The sequence below is a fragment of the Actinokineospora iranica genome (assembly GCF_900101685.1).
Classification (GTDB): domain Bacteria; phylum Actinomycetota; class Actinomycetes; order Mycobacteriales; family Pseudonocardiaceae; genus Actinokineospora; species Actinokineospora iranica.
Map to the genome: position 1 here is coordinate 12232 of NZ_FMZZ01000006.1, position 17645 is coordinate 29876.

Sequence of the window (17645 nt, forward strand, 5' to 3'; positions counted from 1 at the left end):
GCAAAGGCCGCCTTCGGTGGGAATTCCCCCTTGGGACGGCGGCGGCCATACACCTGTCCGGCGGTATAGCGGGCCATGGCGCTCACTTAGCATAGCTTCGGTCAACCGCGAAAGATTCAGCCTCCAGAGCCGTGGGCGAACTTCGCGGTGTTTCCCTGGAAAGACCGCGCTTTGTGGACTGGAGAATCCGCCGGACAATAGCGATGCCGCCGTGAATGTCCCTACGCGCGGACTCGCTCGGATGTGAGCGGGAGGGTGGGTGCTGTGGGGGTGACGGTGTCGAGCGATATGGACAGGATTTCCCTGGTCGATGTGACCCTGCGCGACGGCGGATATATGAACGAGCACTCCTGGACGAGAAAAGACTCGGCCATGGTCGTCGAGGCGTGCGAGCAGGCGCGGATCCTCCTCTGCGAGGTCGGCTATTTCCGACCCCGACTGCACACCGCGGAGGGCAAATCCCGCCCGGCCTACTGCTCACCGCCGGACTACCTGGTCGAACTGCGGGAACGGTTCCCGCAGGTGGTCATGACCGTGATGGCCCGGCCCGCCGACGTCGAGCCGGCCGACTACCGCGCGCTCGCCGAGGGGGGCGCGAGCGTCGTCCGCTTCCCCGCCACCCCGCGACTGCTGCCCGACCTGGGCGAACACCTCGCCGCCGCGCAGGACGCCGGGCTGCGGGTGACGCTGAACCTGATCAGGGTCAGCGAGGTCGCCCCGGCCCAGGTCCGCGCGGCCGCCGAACTCGCGCAGCGGCACCGCGTCGACGCGTTCTACCTCGCCGACTCCAACGGCAGCCTGTTCCCGGCGCAGGTCACCGAACTGTTCGCGCTGGCGGCCGAGGCCACCGACGTGCCGCTGGGCTTCCACGCCCACGACGGGCTAAGCCTGGCGTTCATCAACTCCCTGACCGCGCTTGAGGCGGGCTGCCGCTACCTCGACGCCTCCATCGGCGGAGTCGGGAAAGGCGGCGGCAACCTTTCCCTGGAACTGGTCGCCGGATATCTGCGGACGCGGCGCAACGCCCGGTTCACGATGGCGCCGCTGACCCGGGTGGCGCCGACCGTGCTGCGCCGCTGCGACCGCGACGCGGCCGCCCGATTCGATTCGATGGCCAGTGGTCTGCTCGACCTCAATATGGAGGAAACCGCACTCGTCAAGAACGAGGAACGGGAGCTGGTCGCGCTCGTCGACGCCCGGCCGAGCGGCCCGGTCGCGGCAAGCTGACAATCCTCCCCCAGTGCGCTTCCGGCTCGAAAAACCCCTTTCCCCTCAAAGGAGTGAAACATGTCCGAGCAGTTCGTAGCCGAACTCGAGGAAATGATCCACGCGCGGGCGAAGACCACCAGCCCGCTCTACCAGACGATCCTGGCGGGCAAGGCGACCGAGCGGCTGCTGCGGACCTTTGTCGAGCAGCGCTGGCCGATCAAGAGCTGGTGGACCAGGAACCTCACCGGGGTCGCGGCGCGGATGGACGACCTGGCGATCCGGCGCTCGCTGATCGAGAACGCCTACGAGGAGGAGTTCGGCGCGCTGTCGAACTCCAAGCGCCACGTCGAGACCTTCGAGGACTTCGGCAAGGCCGTCGGCGTCGACCCGGCGCGCCTGCCGGAACTGGAGCTGTTCCCGGAGACGGTCGCGGTCATCGAGCACAACCGCACCGCGTGCAACGACACCAACGTCCACTTCACCGAGGGCGTCGCCTCGGTGCTGCTGCTGATGGAGGGCCAGCCGCCGATCACCGACGAGGGCGGCGCCAGCATGATGGCGGTGATGCGTGACCGCTACGGCCTGCCCGAGTGGGGCTACGAGTTCTTCAAGCACCACGCGTCGGCCGACGCGGGCGAGTCCGGGGTCAGCGAGCTTGAGGACGAGCACACCGAGCCGCTGCGGGTGATGCTGGCCCGCTACTGCGACACCCCGGAGTTGCAGGCCGCGGCGAAGCGCTCGCTGGCGCGGGCCATCGAGCTGCGGCACGCGCACTTCGACGCCATCCTGCGCGAGGCGTACGACCCGGCCGAGCCGGTGTTCCACTACGCCGGTTAGCCGGGTCACCGCCGGAATCGACCAGGAGGTGCGGGTGACCGCCTATCCACACGTGTTCTTCGCCGATCGCTGGGGCGCCGCGGCCGACGCCGCCGTGCCGCTGGGCAGCCTGGCGATGCGCTATGCGCTCTCGGTCTTCGAGGGCATCCGTCTCTACCGGGGACTCGACGGGGCCCGGCCGCGGCCGTTCCTGCTCGCCGAGCATGTCCGCAGGCTGGCCGACTCCCTGGCGCTGACGCGGTTGCCCGACCCCGGGATCGAGCGGGTCCCGGAGCTGATCGACGAGCTCATCGAGCGCAACGCGATCGACGCGGACGCTTACGTGCGGGTGGCGGTCACCCCACTCAACCCCGGCGGCCTCGGTGACGGCGCCGACCCGGCGCTGACGATCACCGCCGCGCCGATGGGGCGCAAGCAGTGGCTGGCCAAGGGCACCGGCATGGCCCTGACCGTCAGCGACTGGCAGCGCGCCCCCGGCGCGGCGTTCCCGGCCGCGGCCAAGAACATCTCCAACTACGCCGGGCCGCGGCTGGCGCTGCTGGCCGCGCGCGACGCGGGCTTCGACGGGTGCGTGCTGACCAACCAGGCGGGCAGGCTGTGCGAGGCGCCCACCGCGGCCCTCTTCCTGGTCCACAATGGAGTGTTGCGCACGCCCGCGCTGTCCGAGGACGTCCTGCCCAGCATCACCCGGGCGTGGCTGCTGGCCCGCGCCGCCAGCGACGGCATCCCGGTCGCGGAGGCCGAGTTGACGCGGGAGGACGCTTACACCGCGGACGAGGCGTTCCTGTGCGGCACCGGCATCGAGATCGCGCCGGTCCGCGAGTTCGACGGGCGGCCGTGCGCGGACTGGCCCGCCCGGCCGGTCACCCGCAGGCTGATCATGCAGTACTTCACCGCCGCCCGCGGCGGCGACGAGGCCAGGGAACCGGAACCGGACCCGGCGATGACGGGAGCCGGTGGATGATCGACTGGGTGCGGGCAGGCCGCTGCGCGGCGGCCCTGGCGCAGCGGCCGGAGCGGGCCGCCAAGGCGCTGGTCGAGGCCACCGGGGCGGCCCGGTGCTTCCAGAACACCGAGTTCCCGCTCTCGCCCCTGCCGGTTTTCGCCAAGAGCACGGCGGTCGCCGAGGTCGTGCCCGCGCTGGAGCGGTATGTCGCGCTGCTGGCCAGAATTGTGCGGCTCCACCGGGAAGTGCCCGAGGTGCGGGACTGGTACGGGCTCGGTCCGGCCGCGGACACGCTGATCGACGCCGACCGGGGCATGGGCGACGCGGTCGCGGTGTGCAGGCTCGACGGGTACCTCGAACAGGGCACCGAGCGGCTGCGACTGCTGGAGAACAACGCAGACGCGCCAGCCGGGACGCTGTTCACGCCGCGGATCAACCACATCGTCCGCGACGCGGTGACCCGCGCGGGAGTAGCCGCGCCCGAGTGGACGCCGCCAACCTTTGCCGACGAGACCGCGCTGCTCGATGTGCTGCTCGCCGGGGGCGGGTCGCGGGTCGCCATCCTGCAGTTCGCGGGCAGAGTCACCGCGGAGAGCCAGGAGATGGCGCACCGGTTCCGGCTCGCCGGGGCCGAGGTGTTCGTCGCCGACCCGCGCGCGGTGCGGGTGCGCGGCGGCCGGACGTACTTCGGGACCGAGCAGGCCGACGCGTGCTGGAACAAGGTGAACACCGCCGGGTGGCGCTCCGCTGTCGAGTCCGACCCGGACCTGGTCCGCGCCTGGGCGGCGGCGGTGTCGAGCGGGAACCTTCGGCACGTCAACCCGTTCGGCGCGCGCTATGTCGCGGAAAGCAAGTTCACCCTCGGCCTGGCGCGCGACCCGCGCTTCGCCGGGCTGTTCGACGCCGACGAGCACGCCCTGGTCGACCGACTGGTGCCGTGGTCGGTCCGGCTGGCCCCCGGCGCCCGCACCGAGGACGGCGACCGGCCGCTGACTGACGACCTGCTCGACAACCCCGCCGACTACGTGCTCAAGGAGCCCTACGACATCCGCGGCGACGGGGTCACGGTCGGCCGGGCGACCAGGCGCGCCCAGTGGCGGGCCGCCGTCGAGCGCGCCCTGCGGGACCGGATGCTGGTGCAGCGGCACGTGCCGCCCGCGGCCTACCCGGTGGTGCGCGCGGGCCAGGACCCGATGGTGGCCGCGATGCCGATCAGCTTCGACACCTACCTCTTCGGCGGCCGGGTCGGCGGATTCGGCGCCAAGGCGAGCTTCCAGGCCCGGGTCAACGTCTTCCGCGGCGGGCGCAAGCTCGCCGTGCACGTCGTCGCGCCCCCGGCCGAGCCGGCCGCCGAATGACGGTTGTCGAGTAAGGACTGTCCTTTCAGGACATTTGGCGAGCAAGGACACCGAGCAGCGAGGACGGCTGGCAGTGACCATCGAGCGGATCACCCTGCGCTTTGTGACCACGACCCTCACCCACCCGTTTGAGAACCGCTGGCAGCGCTACCACACCTGGACCAAACTCGTCGTCGCCGTGGACGGCGGCGACGCGGTCGGGCTCGGCGAGTGCGCGGCGATGGAGACCCCGTTCTACAACTACGAGACCATCGAGACCGCGTGGCACATCACCGAGCGGTACCTGGCGCCGATGCTGCTGCGCGCGGGAGCCGACGATCCGGAGACCGCGATGGCGACCTGGGCGGAGGTCAACGGCCACGAGGAAGCCAAGGGCGGGCTGGAATGCGCGCTGTGGGACCTGCGGGCCCGGCGCGCGGGCAGGCCGCTGTGCGCGGAGCTGGGCGGGGCGGTCCGGCCGGTGCCCGCGGGGGCCACCGTGGGCATCGAACCCACGATCGATGAGCTGCTGGCCAACATCGCCCGGATCAGGGACGCGGGCTACCAGCGGGTGCGGGTGAAGATCCGGCCCGGCTGGGACGTCGAGCCGCTGGCCCGGATCGTCGCGGCCTTCCCCGGCCTCCCGGTCGTCGCCGACGCCAACGCGGCGTACCCGGAGTCCTCTTTGGACGACCTGGTCGCGCTGGACGGACTGGGGCTGATGGCGATCGAGCAGCCCTTCCCGCGCCACCTGATCGAGACCACCGCGGCCCTCCAGGCCAGAATCGCCACCCCGGTGTGCCTGGACGAGCAGATCCACTCCCTGCACGAGACCCGGCAGGCGTGCCGGATGAAGGCGGGCCGAATGGTCAACATCAAGGTCGGCCGGGTCGGCGGGCTCGCCGAGGCGCGGCGCGTGCACGACCTGTGCCGGGCCGAGGGGATCGACCTGTTCGTCGGCGGCAAGTGGGACCAGGGGCTGGGGCGGTGGTGCGCGGTCGCCCTGGCCACGCTGCCCGGCATGACCCTGCCCAGCGACGTAGGCCCCAGCGGGCACTACTACCTAGACGACGGCGCCGACCCCAAGGTGGAGTTCGTCCGCCCCGGCTGGGTGGCCCCCGCCGACCGCCCCGGCCTGGGCGCAGAACAGGCGGCGAACGTGGAAGTGGTGCGGGAACTGGAAATCACAGCCAAGGAGGCGCGATGACACCCGGTGGTCTATCTCCGGTCGCCGGGCAATGCCGCGCGGCCGTCCACCGCACCCAAGGGGAACGAGACGTGTTCCAGCCACCGAAGTCCCGCCAACCAGCCAATACCAACCCAAACGTGCCCACCACGTTTAATTCCGGAGAGGCGGACTAGTGGCCGTCCGCCGCACCCAAGGGGACCGAGACGCACCCCAACCACCGAAGCCCCGCCAACCAACCAATACCAACCCAACGCGCCCACCACGGTTAATTCCGGAGAGGCGGACCAGCAATTCCGGGGAGGCGGACTTGGTCGCGGTTCTGCGTGGCCACGGCACCGCGACCGTCAGCGACGCGCTCGATCTGATCGGGGTGAACGGCGGGCTTCCCGGCCTGCGGCGGCTTTCCGGCGCCGCCGCGGTGGCGGGACCGGCGTTCACCGTGCGGTTCGAGACCGTCGAGCCCGGCACGCCCGCGCCCGCGGCCGACTACATCGATGACGTGCCCGCGGGCGCGGTGCTGGTGCTCGCCAACGCGGGGCGCACGCACTGCACGGTGTGGGGCGACATCCTCAGCGAGGTCGCGCTGCGCCGCGGCGTGGCCGGCACGGTGATCGACGGCCTGTGCCGCGACCTCGGCGACATCCAGGCCCTGGACTATCCACTGTGGAGTCTCGGGAGCTACATGAAGTCCGGCAAGAACCGCGTGCGGATGATCGCGGCCCAGCGGCCGGTCACCGTGTGCGGAACGGTTGTCGCGCCGGGAGATGTGGTGTGCGCGGACGCGGCCGGGGCGGTGGTCGTCCCCGCGGCCGCGGCCGAGCGGGTCGCCGCCGAGGCCGACCGGATCGCCGTGATGGAGGCCGCCGTGCGCGCCGACGCCGCCAAGGGGATGCCGCTGCGGGAGGCCAGGCGGCGGCACGGCTACAACCGGGCCGCTCTCTCGTCGGCCGATGCGGACGGGCGCTGATGCGCGCGCTCATCGCCGGGATCGTCCACGAGTCGAGCACGCTCATGGTCGAGTACGTCGGCCCGACCCGGCTCGCGGACTTCGACGTGCACACCGGGGCGGCGCTGACCGCCCAGTTCGCCGGGACGAACACCTGCGTCGGCGGCTACCTGGCGGCCTGCGCGCGGCTCGGGGTGGAGCCGGTGCCCGCGCTGCACGCGCGCGCCGAGCCCGGCGCCGCTCTCGACCCGGCCGCGTGCGCCGAACTGGTGGACCGGCTCGTCGCGCGGGCCACCGCGGCGGGCCCGGTCGACGTGGTCCTGCTCGACCTGCACGGCGCGGGCGCCTTGGTGTCCGGGGAAAGTGTCGACCTGGCCGTGCTGCGCGCGGTGCGGGCCGTGGTCGGCCCGGACGTTCCGGTCGCGGCCACCCTCGACCTGCACGGCAACATCCCGGCCGAACTGCCCGACCTGGCCGAGACGGTGGTCGGCTTCCTGGAGTACCCGCACACCGACATGGGCGAGCGCGCCGAGCGCGCGGCCGAAATCGCGGTGTCGCAAGCGCGCGGGCGCACCAGGCCGGTCACGCGGGTGCTGAGCCTGCCCATGCTGGTGCCGCCGTCGGACACCGGGTCCGGGCAGGCACGGCTGGCCCGCGACCTCGCCCGAGCCGCGCAGGACAGCGCTGACGTGCTGGCGTGCACCGTTTTCCACGGTTTCCCCTACGCCGACACCCCGCAGGCCGCCACCTCGGTCGTCACCGTCGTCGACGGCGACCCGGCGGCGGCCGACGCGGTGAACCGGCGGATCGGGGACTGGCTGTGGGACAACCGCGACGGGTTCCGCATCGCGACGCTGACCCCCGCCGAGGCCGTGGCGCTGGCGCGGGCGAACGAGGCGCACCCGGTGGTGATCGGCGACGGCACCGACAATCCCGGCTGCGGCGCGCCCGCCGACAGCACCCACCTGCTGCGCGCCCTGCTCGACAGCGGCGCCAGCGCCTGTTACGCGGCGCTGCACGACCCGGACACCGTGGCCGCCGCCGTCGCCGCCAGGGTGGGCGGGCGGCTGACGGTGGCCCTCGGCGGCAGGCACGGCTGGGCGAGCGGGCCGCCGGTCACCGCGACCGCCACCGTCCGGGCGATCACCGACGGACACGTTGTGCACCAGGCGATGCGCCGGGGCAAGGCGCTGGAGTTCGGCCGCAGCGTGCGGTTGGCGGTGGGCAAGGTCGACGTGGTCGTGTCCAGCAAGCGCAGCCAGGTGTTCGACCCGGAGATCCTGCTGCTGCACGGCATCCAGCCGGACCGCTACGAGATCGTCGCGGTCAAGTCGGTGAACCACTTCCGGGCCGGGTTCGCCGGGATCGCCGCGCGGCTGCTGGTCGCCGACGCCCCCGGGCCGCTCAGCCGCGACATCGCCAGCGTGCCGCGCGGCGGCCCGACCGCGGCCCGCTGGCCGATGGACGCCGCGGCCGTATACCGCCCCCTCAGCGAGATATCCGTCAGCGAGAAGGAAAGGACGAGATGACCGACCTGAGCGAAGCCATCCGGCGCAGGCGCAGCGCGGCCCGCGTCACCGGCCCAGCCCCGACCGACGACGACGTCCTCGACCTGGTCGCCGCCGCGGCGACCGGGCCGGACCACGGGCTGATGCGGCCGTGGCGGCTGATCTCGGTGCGCGGCGCCGCCCGCTCGACCCTCGGGCGGGCCGCCGCCGCGGACCTGCCGCCAGAGGACGAGGCGGGCCGCGACCGGGAGGCCGCCAAGCCGCTGCGCGCGCCGCTGCTGCTCTCGATCGTGTTCACGCCGCGGGAGAACCCGAAGGTCCCCGAGTGGGAGCAGCTCGCCGCGACCAGCGCCATGGTGCACAACCTGGTGCTGCTGCTGCACGTGCGCGGCTGGGGGGCGATGTGGCGGACGGGACCCGCCAGCCGCTCGTCTGCTGTCGGCGCGGTCCTGGGCCTCGCGCCCGGCGAGCGGTCGCTGGGCTGGCTGTTCGTCGGCACCCCCGACCCGGTGTCCATCCCGGCGCCCCGGCCCGCGTTCGACGCCCGCGACCGGCTGTCCCAGCTCACCCCGCAGGGCGCGGTCACCCCGCTGTTCCCCAGGGCCGGGACCGCGACATGACCGGTGATCCGCTCGCCGCCCGGCTGCGCGGCTTCGGGTCGTCGGTCTTCGTCGAGATGACCGAACTGGCCATCCGGACCGGCGCGATCAACCTCGGCCAGGGCTTCCCGGACACCGGCGGGCCGCCCGGCCTGCTCGCCGCGGCCAGCGCGGCGGTCGACGCTGGCCACAACCAGTACCCGCCGGTGCGCGGCGTCGCCGACCTGCGCGCCGCCGTCGCCGAGCACCGGGCGCGGCACTACAGCACCCCGTACGACCCCGACGAGGAAGTCCTGATCACCACCGGGGCCACCTGCGGCATCGCCGCCGCCCTGCTCGCGCTGTGCGAGCCCGGCGCCGAGGTGATCGTGTTCGACCCGTGCTACGACTCGTACGCCGCGGGCATCGCGATGGCGGCCGGGGTGCTGCGGCCGGTGCGCCTGCGCGCGGAGGAAACCGGGTTCGCGTTCGACCCGGACGAGTTGCGCGCTGCGGTGACGCCGCGGACCCGGATGCTGCTGCTCAACACCCCGCACAACCCGACCGGCAAGGTCTTCACCGCGGCCGAACTCGACCTGATCGCCGAATGCTGCCGCGAGCACGACCTGATCGCGGTCACCGACGAGGTCCACGAGCACCTGGTCTACGACGGCGCGGTGACCCGCTCGCTGGCCCAGTGGCCGGGGATGCGCGACCGCACCCTGGCCATCTCGGGCGCGGGCAAGACGTTCAGCGTCACCGGATGGAAGGTCGGCTGGGTCTGCGGGCCCGCCCCGCTGGTGGCCGCCGTGCGCGCCGCCCACCAGTACCTGACGTTCAACTCCGGCACGGCTTTCCAGGTCGCGGTCGCGCACGGCCTGCGCGAGCACATGGGCTGGGTGGCGGACCTGCGCGCCGACCTCGCGGCCCGCCGGGACCTGCTGGCCGAGGGCATGGCCAAGGCCGGGCTGACCGCGTTCCGGGCCGAGGGCACCTACTTCCTCCAGGTCGACGCCCGCTCCTGGGGCTACGCCGACGGCGTCGAGTTCTGCCGCGACCTGCCCAAAGCCGGGGTGGTCGCGGTGCCGACGGTCGGCTTCTACCAGGGCGCGGACCCACCCCGCTCCCTGGTGCGGTTCGCCTTCTGCAAGCGGCCGGAAGTCCTCGCCGCCGCCGTCGAGGCGCTGTGTGCGTCCCGCTGAGCTGCGCGACAGTGGACGGGAGGTTCAAACCCACCGAGCACACCGCCGGGCCGTGGGATTCCTGGACCTAGCGCTGCTGGCCAGAGGCCGTCGAACGGCGCCGAGGCGGGAACGGCCTGATCCCGCTCCGCCCAGGCGACGCTGGTCGCCCGCGACCGGGCCGCCGCCGCTCAGTCGCCGAACCGCTCCGGGGCGCGCCGGCGGATGCGCTGAGCGAGGCGGGCCGGGGTGGCCGCCTCGAACAGGTCCCTGGCCGAGAGCGGCACGCCCAGCACCGCCGACAGCGCCGACATCATCGGCGTGGCCAGCAGCGAGTGCCCGCCCAGCGCGGCGAACTCGTCGTCGGCTCCGATGCCGTCCACGCCCAGGACCCGGGTCCACTCGGCGACGATGGCGCGCTCCAGCTCGTCGCGGGGCGGCAGGTACGGGGTGGCGAGGTCGGGCCTGCCCGCCGGGATCTCGATGGCGGCCAAGGCGTCCCGGTCGATTTTCCCGCCCGGGGTCAGCGGAATCCGCCCGAGCGCGACGAACGCGGCGGGCACCAGGTGGTCGGGCACCCGGGCGCGCAGGAACTCGCGCAGGTCCTCCACCGGCACCGGGTCGCCGAAGACCAGGTAGGCGACGAGCCGGTCGCCGCGCACCCCGGCGACGACGGCGCGCACCAGCGGGTGCGCGCCCAGCACGGCCTCGACCTCGCCGAGTTCGACCCGGAACCCGCGCACCTTCACCTGGTCGTCGAGCCTGCCCAGGAACTCCACCGTCCCGTCGCCGCGCTGGCGCACCCGGTCGCCGGTGCGGTACATCCGCGCGCCCGCCCGCCAGAACGGGTCGGCCAGGAACCGTCGCGCGGTCAGCTCCGGCCTGCGCCAGTACCCCCGCCCCACACCCGCGCCGCCGAGGTACAGCTCGCCCGGGCTGCCGATCGGGACCGGCCGCTGGTAGGCGTCCAGCACGTACATCCGCTGGTTCGGCAGCGGCCTGCCCCAGGGCACGCCGTGGCCGTCCTCGGTCCGCACCCGGTACGCGGTGGTGGTGAACGACGCCTCGGTCACCCCGGCGAAGTTGTAGGCCCGGCAGCCGGGGGCCAGCGCGGCCAGCGCGGCGGGCACCGACGGCGGGAACCGGTCGCCGCCGAGCAGGACCAGCCGCAGGCCGGGTGGCAGGCCCGCGCCGGTCTCGTAGGCGTGGTCGATGGCGCCGGTGAACAGCGCGGGCGTGGAACTCCACGCCGTGACCCCGGCCTCGTGCGCCAGGTCGAGCAGTCGGCGCGGGTCGCCAGCGGTCGCCGAGTCGGGCAGCACCAGCGCGCCGCCCGCGAGCAGCGTGGCCAAGATGTCGAACGCGGACATGTCGAAGTTGAGCGACGAGGTTTGCAGCAGCCTGCTTGTCGAGTCCAGGCGCAGCCGGGAGACCAGGGCGGCCATGGTGTTCACGACCCCGACGTGGGTGTTCGCCGCGCCCTTGGGCTCGCCGGTCGAGCCGGAGGTGTAGATGACGTAGCACAGGTTCTCCGGCTCGACGCCCGACTCCGGCGGCCCGTCCGCGTCCGGGTGCGGCTGGTCGAGCCGGACCACGGTCGCCCGCTCGGGCAGCAGGTCCGCCGACCGCTCGTCGGCCAGGACCACGTCTACCTGGCTGTCGTCCAACAGGTAATCCAGCCGCCGGGCCGGGTAGGCGGGGTCGAGAGGCACGTACGCCGCGCCTGCCTTGAGCACGGCAAGCACGCCCACGACCACTTCCGCGCCCCGGTAAGCGCAGATGCCCACCAGCCGCTCGGGGCCCGCGCCGTGGCCGCGCAGCACGTGCGCCAGCCGGTCGGCTCGGGCGTCGAGGTCGCCGTAGGTCACCTCGCGGCCGTTGTCGACCACGGCGACCGCGTCCGGGGACACCCGCGCCCGCTCGGCGATCAACTCGTGCAGGCAAGCCCGGGGCAGCGGCGTCTCGGTCGCGTTCCACTCGGTGATCGCCAGGTCCGCCTCGCCGGGAACGAGCACCGGCAGCGCCGAGACCGGCCGGTCCGGCTCGGCCATGGCGGCGGTGAGCAGCAGCGGGTACCGGGCCGCGATCCGCGCCGCGCTCGCCTGGTCGAACAGGTCGGCCGCGTACTCCACCGCCGCGCGCCACCGGTCGCCGTCTGGCTCGACCACGAGCCGCATCTCGCGGTCGATGCCGAACCGGGCCAACGGGACCGGCGTCATCGGCTTGCCGCCGAAGGTCTCCGGCACCAGCGGCGTGTCCCGCGCCAGGAAGGCCAGGGCACGGTAGGCGTCGGCCCGAGCCGGGGCTGCCGCACGGGCCACCACGGCACGGAAACCGGGGTCATCGGACAGGTCGACACGCGCGACGCGACCGGTGTCGGCGAGGGCGACCGCGACCTCCGTGCCGCCGCTGAGCCGGGACACCAGGGTCTGCCAGCCCGCCAGCAGCACCGTGCGGGGGTCGGTTGACGGGGCGAACGCCCGCACCGCGTCGGCGAACCCGTCGGGGAACTCGACCGGGACGCGGGCTCCGATCGAGGCGGGCAGCGGGGAACGCGGCCGGTCTGTGGGCAGCTCGGCGGCGGGGAGGTCCACAGTGGACTGGGCGCCTTCGGACGCGGGCGCGTCCTCGACCGGGGGCAGGGGGCGGCCGTCGTAGGCGAGGCGGATGTCGGCCAGCACCGCGCCCAGCGCCGCCTCGGTCACCGCGATCCGGTGCGCGGCGAGGACGAGGAGGGTCCGGTCGGGCAGCACAAGCAGGCCGCAGCGGATCGGCGGAGCGCTTTCCAGGTCGAAGGGGCGAGTCGCGAACTCGGCCAGCACCTCGGCCAGCGCCTCGGCCTGGTCGGCCGCGCTCTGGTGGCGCAGGTCGATGACGGCCAGCGGCAGGTCCGCCACCTCGACCAGCGATCGCGCGGGCGCGCCGTCGCGGACGGCGTGCCTGCTCCGCAGCACCGGGCGGCGCGCGCCCACCACGCGCAACGCGGTGCGCAGGGCGGCCTGGTCGACCGGCCCGTCGACGGAGGCGGCCACCGCGACGATGTTGGCCGGGGTGCCGGGCTGGAACCGCTCGGCCAGCCAGACCTGGTCGAGGTCCGGCACGGGCGGAGCCGCTGACAAAGAAGTGGGCGCGGCAGCAGACTCAGCAGCCGGTGCGGTGGCGGACTCGGCAGTGGGCTCAGCGGTGGACGCCCGAGTGGAGGCGGTGATGGGCGCGGTGGGTGGGTTCATCGCGGTATCCCGTTCGTTGTTTCCACAGTGGACAGTTGGCCGATGTCGGCGGCGAGCCGGGCGAGGAACAGCGGTTCCCGGTCGGAGAAGAAGAAGTGGCCGCCGGGCAGCATGGTCAGCCGGAAGTCGCCCGGACTCTCCCGCCGCCACGCCGCCAGTGTCGCCGGGGACACCGAGTCGTCGCCGTCGCCCGCGTAGACCCGCAGCGGGCTGTTCAGCGGCGGCGCTTCGCCGACGCCGTCGGCGAACAAGGCCAGATCGGCGCGCACAGCGGCAAGGACATCGGGCCCGGCATCGACGGCCGGCCCGCCGAGCCCGCGCACCTGGGCGAGCAGCCCGTCGTCGTCGCAACCGCGCTGACCGGCCATCCGCTCGGCCGCGGCCGCTGGCGCCGGACACGACGACACCAGCAGCGCGGCGGGCCCCTGCCCACTCATGGACGAGCGCCGCCGCAGCTCACGGCAGACCCGCAGGGCCAGCAGCGCGCCCAGGCTGTGCCCGAACACGGCCAGCGGCTTGCGCGGCAGCGCAGCCAACCCGGTCAGCACGCCGTCGAGGACGTCGTCCACCCCGGCGGCGAACGGCTCGCCGAAGCGGTCGCCGCGACCGGGCGGCTCGACCGCGACCAACTCCACCGTCAGCGGAAGCAGGTCAGCCCAGGAACGGAACGCCGCGGCCGAGCCACCGGCGTGCGGCAGGCAGAGCAGCCGCAGCGTCGCGCCCGGCCGGGGCGTCCAGCGTCGAAGCCACATCGCGGTCCCCTAAGCGCTTGCCAGCGCGCGCACGACGCTGTCGATTCCTTCCTCCGGGTCGAGATAGTCGGCGTTGAGGCCCTTGACGACGAGCTGGGTCGCCGCGCGGGTGAACTCGGTGATCTGGGACATCGTCAGCCCCTTGGACAGCAGGTAGGGGATGCACCAGATGCTCAGGCCGTAGAGCGGCATGAGCGCCGAGCCGGTCACGCCGCGGACGAAGTCGTCCTTGTGCTCCACGGCCTCCTGCCAGCTCATGGACGAGTGCCGCCAGGAGTAGCCGCTGCCCTCGATGCCGTACTTCTCCCGCTGCTTCTCGATCGGCGCCAGCACGTCGTGGTAGTAGAGCTGGACGTTGTAGAAGGTCGGCTGGGTCCGGTTGACGAAGTCGAGGGTGTTCTGGACGCTCTCTTCGTTCTCACCGGGGAAGCCGAGCACGATCGACGCCAGGGTGACCAGCCCGCGTTTCGTCAGCTGCTCGATGCCGTACTCGTAGCGGTCGGTCTTGGCGAACTTGGTCATGTTCTTGAGAATCCGCTGGTCGCCGGACTCGATGCCGAGGAAGACGCCCATGCAGCCCGCCTCGGCCATCAGGTCGAACGCCTCGTCGTCTGCGTTGGAGCACCGGAAGAACGACACCCAGCGCAGGTCGAACTTGTTCTCGATCATCATCCGGCAGATCTGCTTGAACCGGGGCAGCGGCACGTTGAACGTGTCGTCCACGACGATCAGGTTCTGGGCGCCGTGCTCGCACAGGTACCGAAGCTCGTTCTCGATGGTGGACAGGTCGCTGAGCGTCAGCGGGCCCGCCATCGCCGGGTAGTTGCAGAACGCGCAGCCGAACGAGCAGCTTCGGGCGGTGCGCAGGTACGTCGTGGGCGTGTAGAAGCCGGGCTCGAAATACGACCAGTCGACGGCGTTCTCGTTGAGGTCGTTGCTTTCCGGGCGCTTGAGGGTCCGGTCCATCGACCGCTGCCCCGGCGCGCCGCGGTAGATCAGGTTGGGCACCTTCGACAGGTCGCCGCCCTCGCGCAGCGCGGTCAGCACCCCGGCCAGGGTCGCCTCGCCCTGGGACTCATCGATGTAGACGTCCGCGCCAATGGAATCGAGCAGGATGTCCTGCACCGCGGGGGGCTGGCCGCTGCACAGGTTGTGCACCCGGGGACCGCCGACGACGATCGGCACCGCCGGGTTGTGCTCGCGGATGAACCGGATGATCTGCCGGATGGGCTCGTCGTCCACGTAGTAGGTGGTGGTGATCGCCACCGCGCGCGGCGACTCGGCCAGCATCGCGGCCAACTCGTCGCGGCCGGTGTTGAAGAAGTTGACCACGCCGACGCCGAAGCCCCGGCGCATCAGGAAGCTGGCCAGGTAGGCGACGCCGAGGCTGGGCATCTCGAACGCGGTCAGCGCCGACGGGCGACCGGTCGTCCGCTCCATGGCCTTGTTAAGCAGGTCCATGTAAGTCAGCCGCCGGTCGCCCACCAGCACCGAGTTGGTCACCAGTTCCCGGTAAGCGCCGGAGGATTCCTGGAACACCTCCTGCGCCGTGGCGAAATCAGCGAAGTCGATCTCGTTGAAGCCGATGAGTACGCAATCCAGATTTGTCACGCCTGTGCTCCCCGAAGTCGATATTCGTGCACCGGACAAGGTGATGTGCGACTGCTGTTCGACTGCTTTGCATTCGACTGCGAAGGTGTTCGACCGCGATGACGAATCGCTCGACCGAGGCGCGGAGGGCGGGCGCGGGCTAGTGGTGCAGCTTGGCGCCCTTCACGATCTTGTCCACGACCTTGCGGTCCGCCCGCATCGCCACCCCGACCAAGGCCAGCTTGTCGCTCTCGACGCTGCCCACCGCCGCGCGGTTGTCCTCGTCGTTGTTGGTGGCGAACAGCTCCTCGGTGTAGACCGCGCACTTCACCTCGCGGCGCAGCGCCCGCTCGTGGATCTTGGTCATGGTCTCCGCGTCGGCGATGAACACCAGCACCGGCTGGCGGAACATCGGCAGGTACTCGACGCCGGAGGCGTCCAGGTAGGGCTCGCCGACCACGTTGTCAACGGTCGCGGCGATGCCGCTGACGGTGAACGCGGTGACGTTCAGCTTCTGCCAGTCCTTGAGATCGTCCCGCAGCACCACGGCGATCTTGGTGTCCCACACGACCGGAGTCGCCTCGTGCACCTCAGTCAACTTCTTCGTCTCCTCATCAACACTGTGTCGGCGCGGCGGATTCCGATCACCGCGCCGTCCCGCCCGGGTCAGCGCGCTGCCCGCAGGGGTGCGCCCCACTATTCCCGCCGAAGTTCCGCACGGTCTTGTACGAACTTGCCGTCGACCCCAGGACCACCCGGACGGGTACGGATCGTCGCGTTTCGGGTACCCTGCGTTTATGGCTCCTGGGGTGCGAGCGGATCGGGACACAGCGCGGCTGTGGCGGCCGGACATCCCCGGGGTCGAGGTCCTCCATGCCCGTTTCCGCAGGCACGCCTACCCGCGCCACGCCCACGACGCCACCACGGTAGCGCTGATGGACAGCGGCACGGCGGCCTTCCAGTGCGAAGGCGCCGAATTCGCCGCGCCTGCGGGCAGCGCATTCATGATCAATCCCGGCGCGGTGCACACCGGCAGGTCCGCAACCCCGGAGGGATACCGGTATCGCGTCCTCTATCTCACCGAAGAGGCGTTTTCCACGCTCCTTCCGGGCAAACCGGGCAAATTGACCTTTCCCGCGCGGCACACGGTCGTGCAGGACCGGGAATTGCTGACCGCGCTCGACCACACGAACCGCGTGCTGGCCATGAGCGGGCAGCGCCTGGCGCAGGAGGAGTCGCTGCTGCGGCTGGGCCTGGCGCTGCGGCGCTTCGCCGACGCGCCGCCGGTGGCCCGCGCGTCCGGCCGGGGCCACCGCGCGGTCGCCACGGTGCGTGACTACCTGGAGTCCGACCCGGCGGCCAGGATCTCGCTGACCGAACTGGCCTGGCTCGCCTCGACCAGCCCGTACCGGCTGGTCCGGCTCTTCGCGGCCGAACTGGGGATGCCGCCGCACGCCTACCAGGTCGAACTGCGCGTCCGGCTGGCCCGGCGGCTGCTGGAATCCGGCGCCCGGGTGGCGACGGCGGCCAGCGAGGCGGGCTTCTGTGACCAAGCACACCTCACCAGGGTTTTCAAGCGCTACACCGGCGTGACCCCCGGGCAGTTCGCCCAGGCGGCCCGCGCGAACCGGCCGCGCAGGCTGGCGCCGTGACCGAGGTCGACGTCGTCCGGGTCTTCGCCGACGAGCACGGCCGCCACGGCAACGCGCTCGGCGTCGTGCTCGACCCGGCCGGACTCAGCCAGGCCGACCAGCAGGCCATCGCCGCCGAACTCGGCTACAGCGAAACGGTCTTCGTCGAGGACGTGGGCTCGGCCCGGCTGCGGATCTACACCCCGGCCGTGGAACTTCCGCTGGCCGGGCACCCACTGGTCGGGGTGAGCTGGCTGCTGGCCAGGGAAACCGGGCGCGCGCAGGACTTCCTGCGGCCCGTCCTGCTCGCCGAGCCGGTGCCGACCTTCGTCGAGGACGGCGCGACGTGGGTGCGTGCCACCGTGGCCGACGCCCCGCCCTGGGACCACCTGCGCCTGGCCGAGGCGGCGGAGGTGGAGGCCGCCGACCCGGCGACAGCCGACGAGAAGGTCCAGATGTGGGCCTGGCTGGACGAGCGGGCAGGCGTGGTCCGGGCCCGGGTCTTCGCCCGCGCGTTCGGCGTCGCGGAGGACGAGGCCTGCGGCTCGGCTACCCTCATGCTGGCCGCCCAACTGGGTCGGCCGATCACGGTGCGTCACGGCGAGGGGTCCGTGGTGCTGGCCCGTCCCGCAGGCCCAGGCCTGGGCGAGGTCGGCGGCCGTGTGGTGTACGACATGCGGCGCGCCCTTTAGTGTTAGCCCATTTGGGGGG

Annotated in this window: 15 protein-coding genes; 11 read left to right on the forward strand and 4 right to left on the reverse strand. The window is 72.4% G+C overall.

Going from position 1 to position 17645, the window contains the following annotated elements; translation table 11 throughout:
- The first annotated feature begins 288 nt into the window (after positions 1 to 288).
- The 9 genes from BLS56_RS13750 (at position 289) to BLS56_RS13790 (ending at position 9752) form a co-directional block, all read left to right on the forward strand.
- On the forward strand, positions 289 to 1227 hold the full coding sequence (locus tag BLS56_RS13750; RefSeq protein ID WP_091450440.1) for a beta/alpha barrel domain-containing protein: 939 nt from the start codon (positions 289 to 291) through the stop codon (positions 1225 to 1227).
- A 60-nt stretch (positions 1228 to 1287) separates the two neighbouring features.
- The gene (locus tag BLS56_RS13755) at positions 1288 to 2046 is read left to right on the forward strand and encodes a TenA family transcriptional regulator (protein WP_091450441.1); all 759 of its coding nucleotides are present in this window, start codon (positions 1288 to 1290) and stop codon (positions 2044 to 2046) included.
- A 34-nt stretch (positions 2047 to 2080) separates the two neighbouring features.
- Positions 2081 to 3010, forward strand: coding sequence for an aminotransferase class IV (locus BLS56_RS13760; RefSeq protein ID WP_091450442.1), 930 nt, complete (start codon positions 2081 to 2083; stop codon positions 3008 to 3010).
- Positions 3007 to 4350 carry a hypothetical protein gene (locus tag BLS56_RS13765; RefSeq protein ID WP_091450443.1) on the forward strand — a complete coding sequence of 448 codons (1344 nt, stop codon included), beginning with the start codon at positions 3007 to 3009 and terminating at the stop codon, positions 4348 to 4350. The genes BLS56_RS13760 and BLS56_RS13765 overlap by 4 nt, the downstream gene beginning before the upstream one ends.
- Positions 4351 to 4423: 73 nt before the next feature.
- The gene (gene menC, locus BLS56_RS13770) at positions 4424 to 5536 is read left to right on the forward strand and encodes an o-succinylbenzoate synthase (protein ID WP_175482816.1); all 1113 of its coding nucleotides are present in this window, start codon (positions 4424 to 4426) and stop codon (positions 5534 to 5536) included.
- A gap of 289 nt (positions 5537 to 5825) precedes the next feature.
- Positions 5826 to 6485: an RraA family protein gene (locus BLS56_RS13775; protein WP_228771627.1), complete on the forward strand. Its 660-nt coding sequence runs from the start codon at positions 5826 to 5828 to the stop codon at positions 6483 to 6485.
- The gene (locus BLS56_RS13780; protein ID WP_091450445.1) at positions 6485 to 7993 is read left to right on the forward strand and encodes a M81 family metallopeptidase; all 1509 of its coding nucleotides are present in this window, start codon (positions 6485 to 6487) and stop codon (positions 7991 to 7993) included. The genes BLS56_RS13775 and BLS56_RS13780 overlap by 1 nt, the downstream gene beginning before the upstream one ends.
- The gene (locus BLS56_RS13785) at positions 7990 to 8592 is read left to right on the forward strand and encodes a nitroreductase family protein (RefSeq protein ID WP_091450446.1); all 603 of its coding nucleotides are present in this window, start codon (positions 7990 to 7992) and stop codon (positions 8590 to 8592) included. The genes BLS56_RS13780 and BLS56_RS13785 overlap by 4 nt, the downstream gene beginning before the upstream one ends.
- Entirely contained in the window at positions 8589 to 9752 is a 1164-nt protein-coding gene (locus BLS56_RS13790; protein ID WP_091450447.1) for a pyridoxal phosphate-dependent aminotransferase, read from the forward strand. The genes BLS56_RS13785 and BLS56_RS13790 overlap by 4 nt, the downstream gene beginning before the upstream one ends.
- 170 nt (positions 9753 to 9922) lie before the next feature.
- On the opposite strand, the gene BLS56_RS13795 is transcribed toward BLS56_RS13790, so the two are convergent.
- The 4 genes from BLS56_RS13795 to BLS56_RS32255 all read right to left on the reverse strand — a co-directional run bounded on the left by BLS56_RS13795 (position 9923) and on the right by BLS56_RS32255 (position 15892).
- Positions 9923 to 12832 carry a non-ribosomal peptide synthetase gene (locus BLS56_RS13795; protein ID WP_175482817.1) on the reverse strand — a complete coding sequence of 970 codons (2910 nt, stop codon included), beginning with the start codon at positions 12830 to 12832 and terminating at the stop codon, positions 9923 to 9925.
- A 125-nt stretch (positions 12833 to 12957) separates the two neighbouring features.
- Positions 12958 to 13713 (reverse strand): thioesterase II family protein, encoded by a 756-nt coding sequence (locus BLS56_RS13800; protein ID WP_091450449.1) that lies wholly within the window; start codon positions 13711 to 13713, stop codon positions 12958 to 12960.
- A 9-nt stretch (positions 13714 to 13722) separates the two neighbouring features.
- On the reverse strand, positions 13723 to 15324 hold the full coding sequence (locus BLS56_RS13805) for a PhpK family radical SAM P-methyltransferase (RefSeq protein WP_175482818.1): 1602 nt from the start codon (positions 15322 to 15324) through the stop codon (positions 13723 to 13725).
- 139 nt (positions 15325 to 15463) lie between these two features.
- Positions 15464 to 15892 (reverse strand): DUF2000 family protein, encoded by a 429-nt coding sequence (locus tag BLS56_RS32255; protein ID WP_407640518.1) that lies wholly within the window; start codon positions 15890 to 15892, stop codon positions 15464 to 15466.
- A 208-nt stretch (positions 15893 to 16100) separates the two neighbouring features.
- Between BLS56_RS32255 and BLS56_RS13815 the strand changes: the two genes are divergently transcribed.
- Positions 16101 to 16955: an AraC family transcriptional regulator gene (locus BLS56_RS13815; protein ID WP_091450451.1), complete on the forward strand. Its 855-nt coding sequence runs from the start codon at positions 16101 to 16103 to the stop codon at positions 16953 to 16955.
- Positions 16952 to 17626: a PhzF family phenazine biosynthesis protein gene (locus BLS56_RS13820; RefSeq protein WP_091450452.1), complete on the forward strand. Its 675-nt coding sequence runs from the start codon at positions 16952 to 16954 to the stop codon at positions 17624 to 17626. The genes BLS56_RS13815 and BLS56_RS13820 overlap by 4 nt, the downstream gene beginning before the upstream one ends.
- The last annotated feature ends 19 nt before the right edge of the window (positions 17627 to 17645 follow it).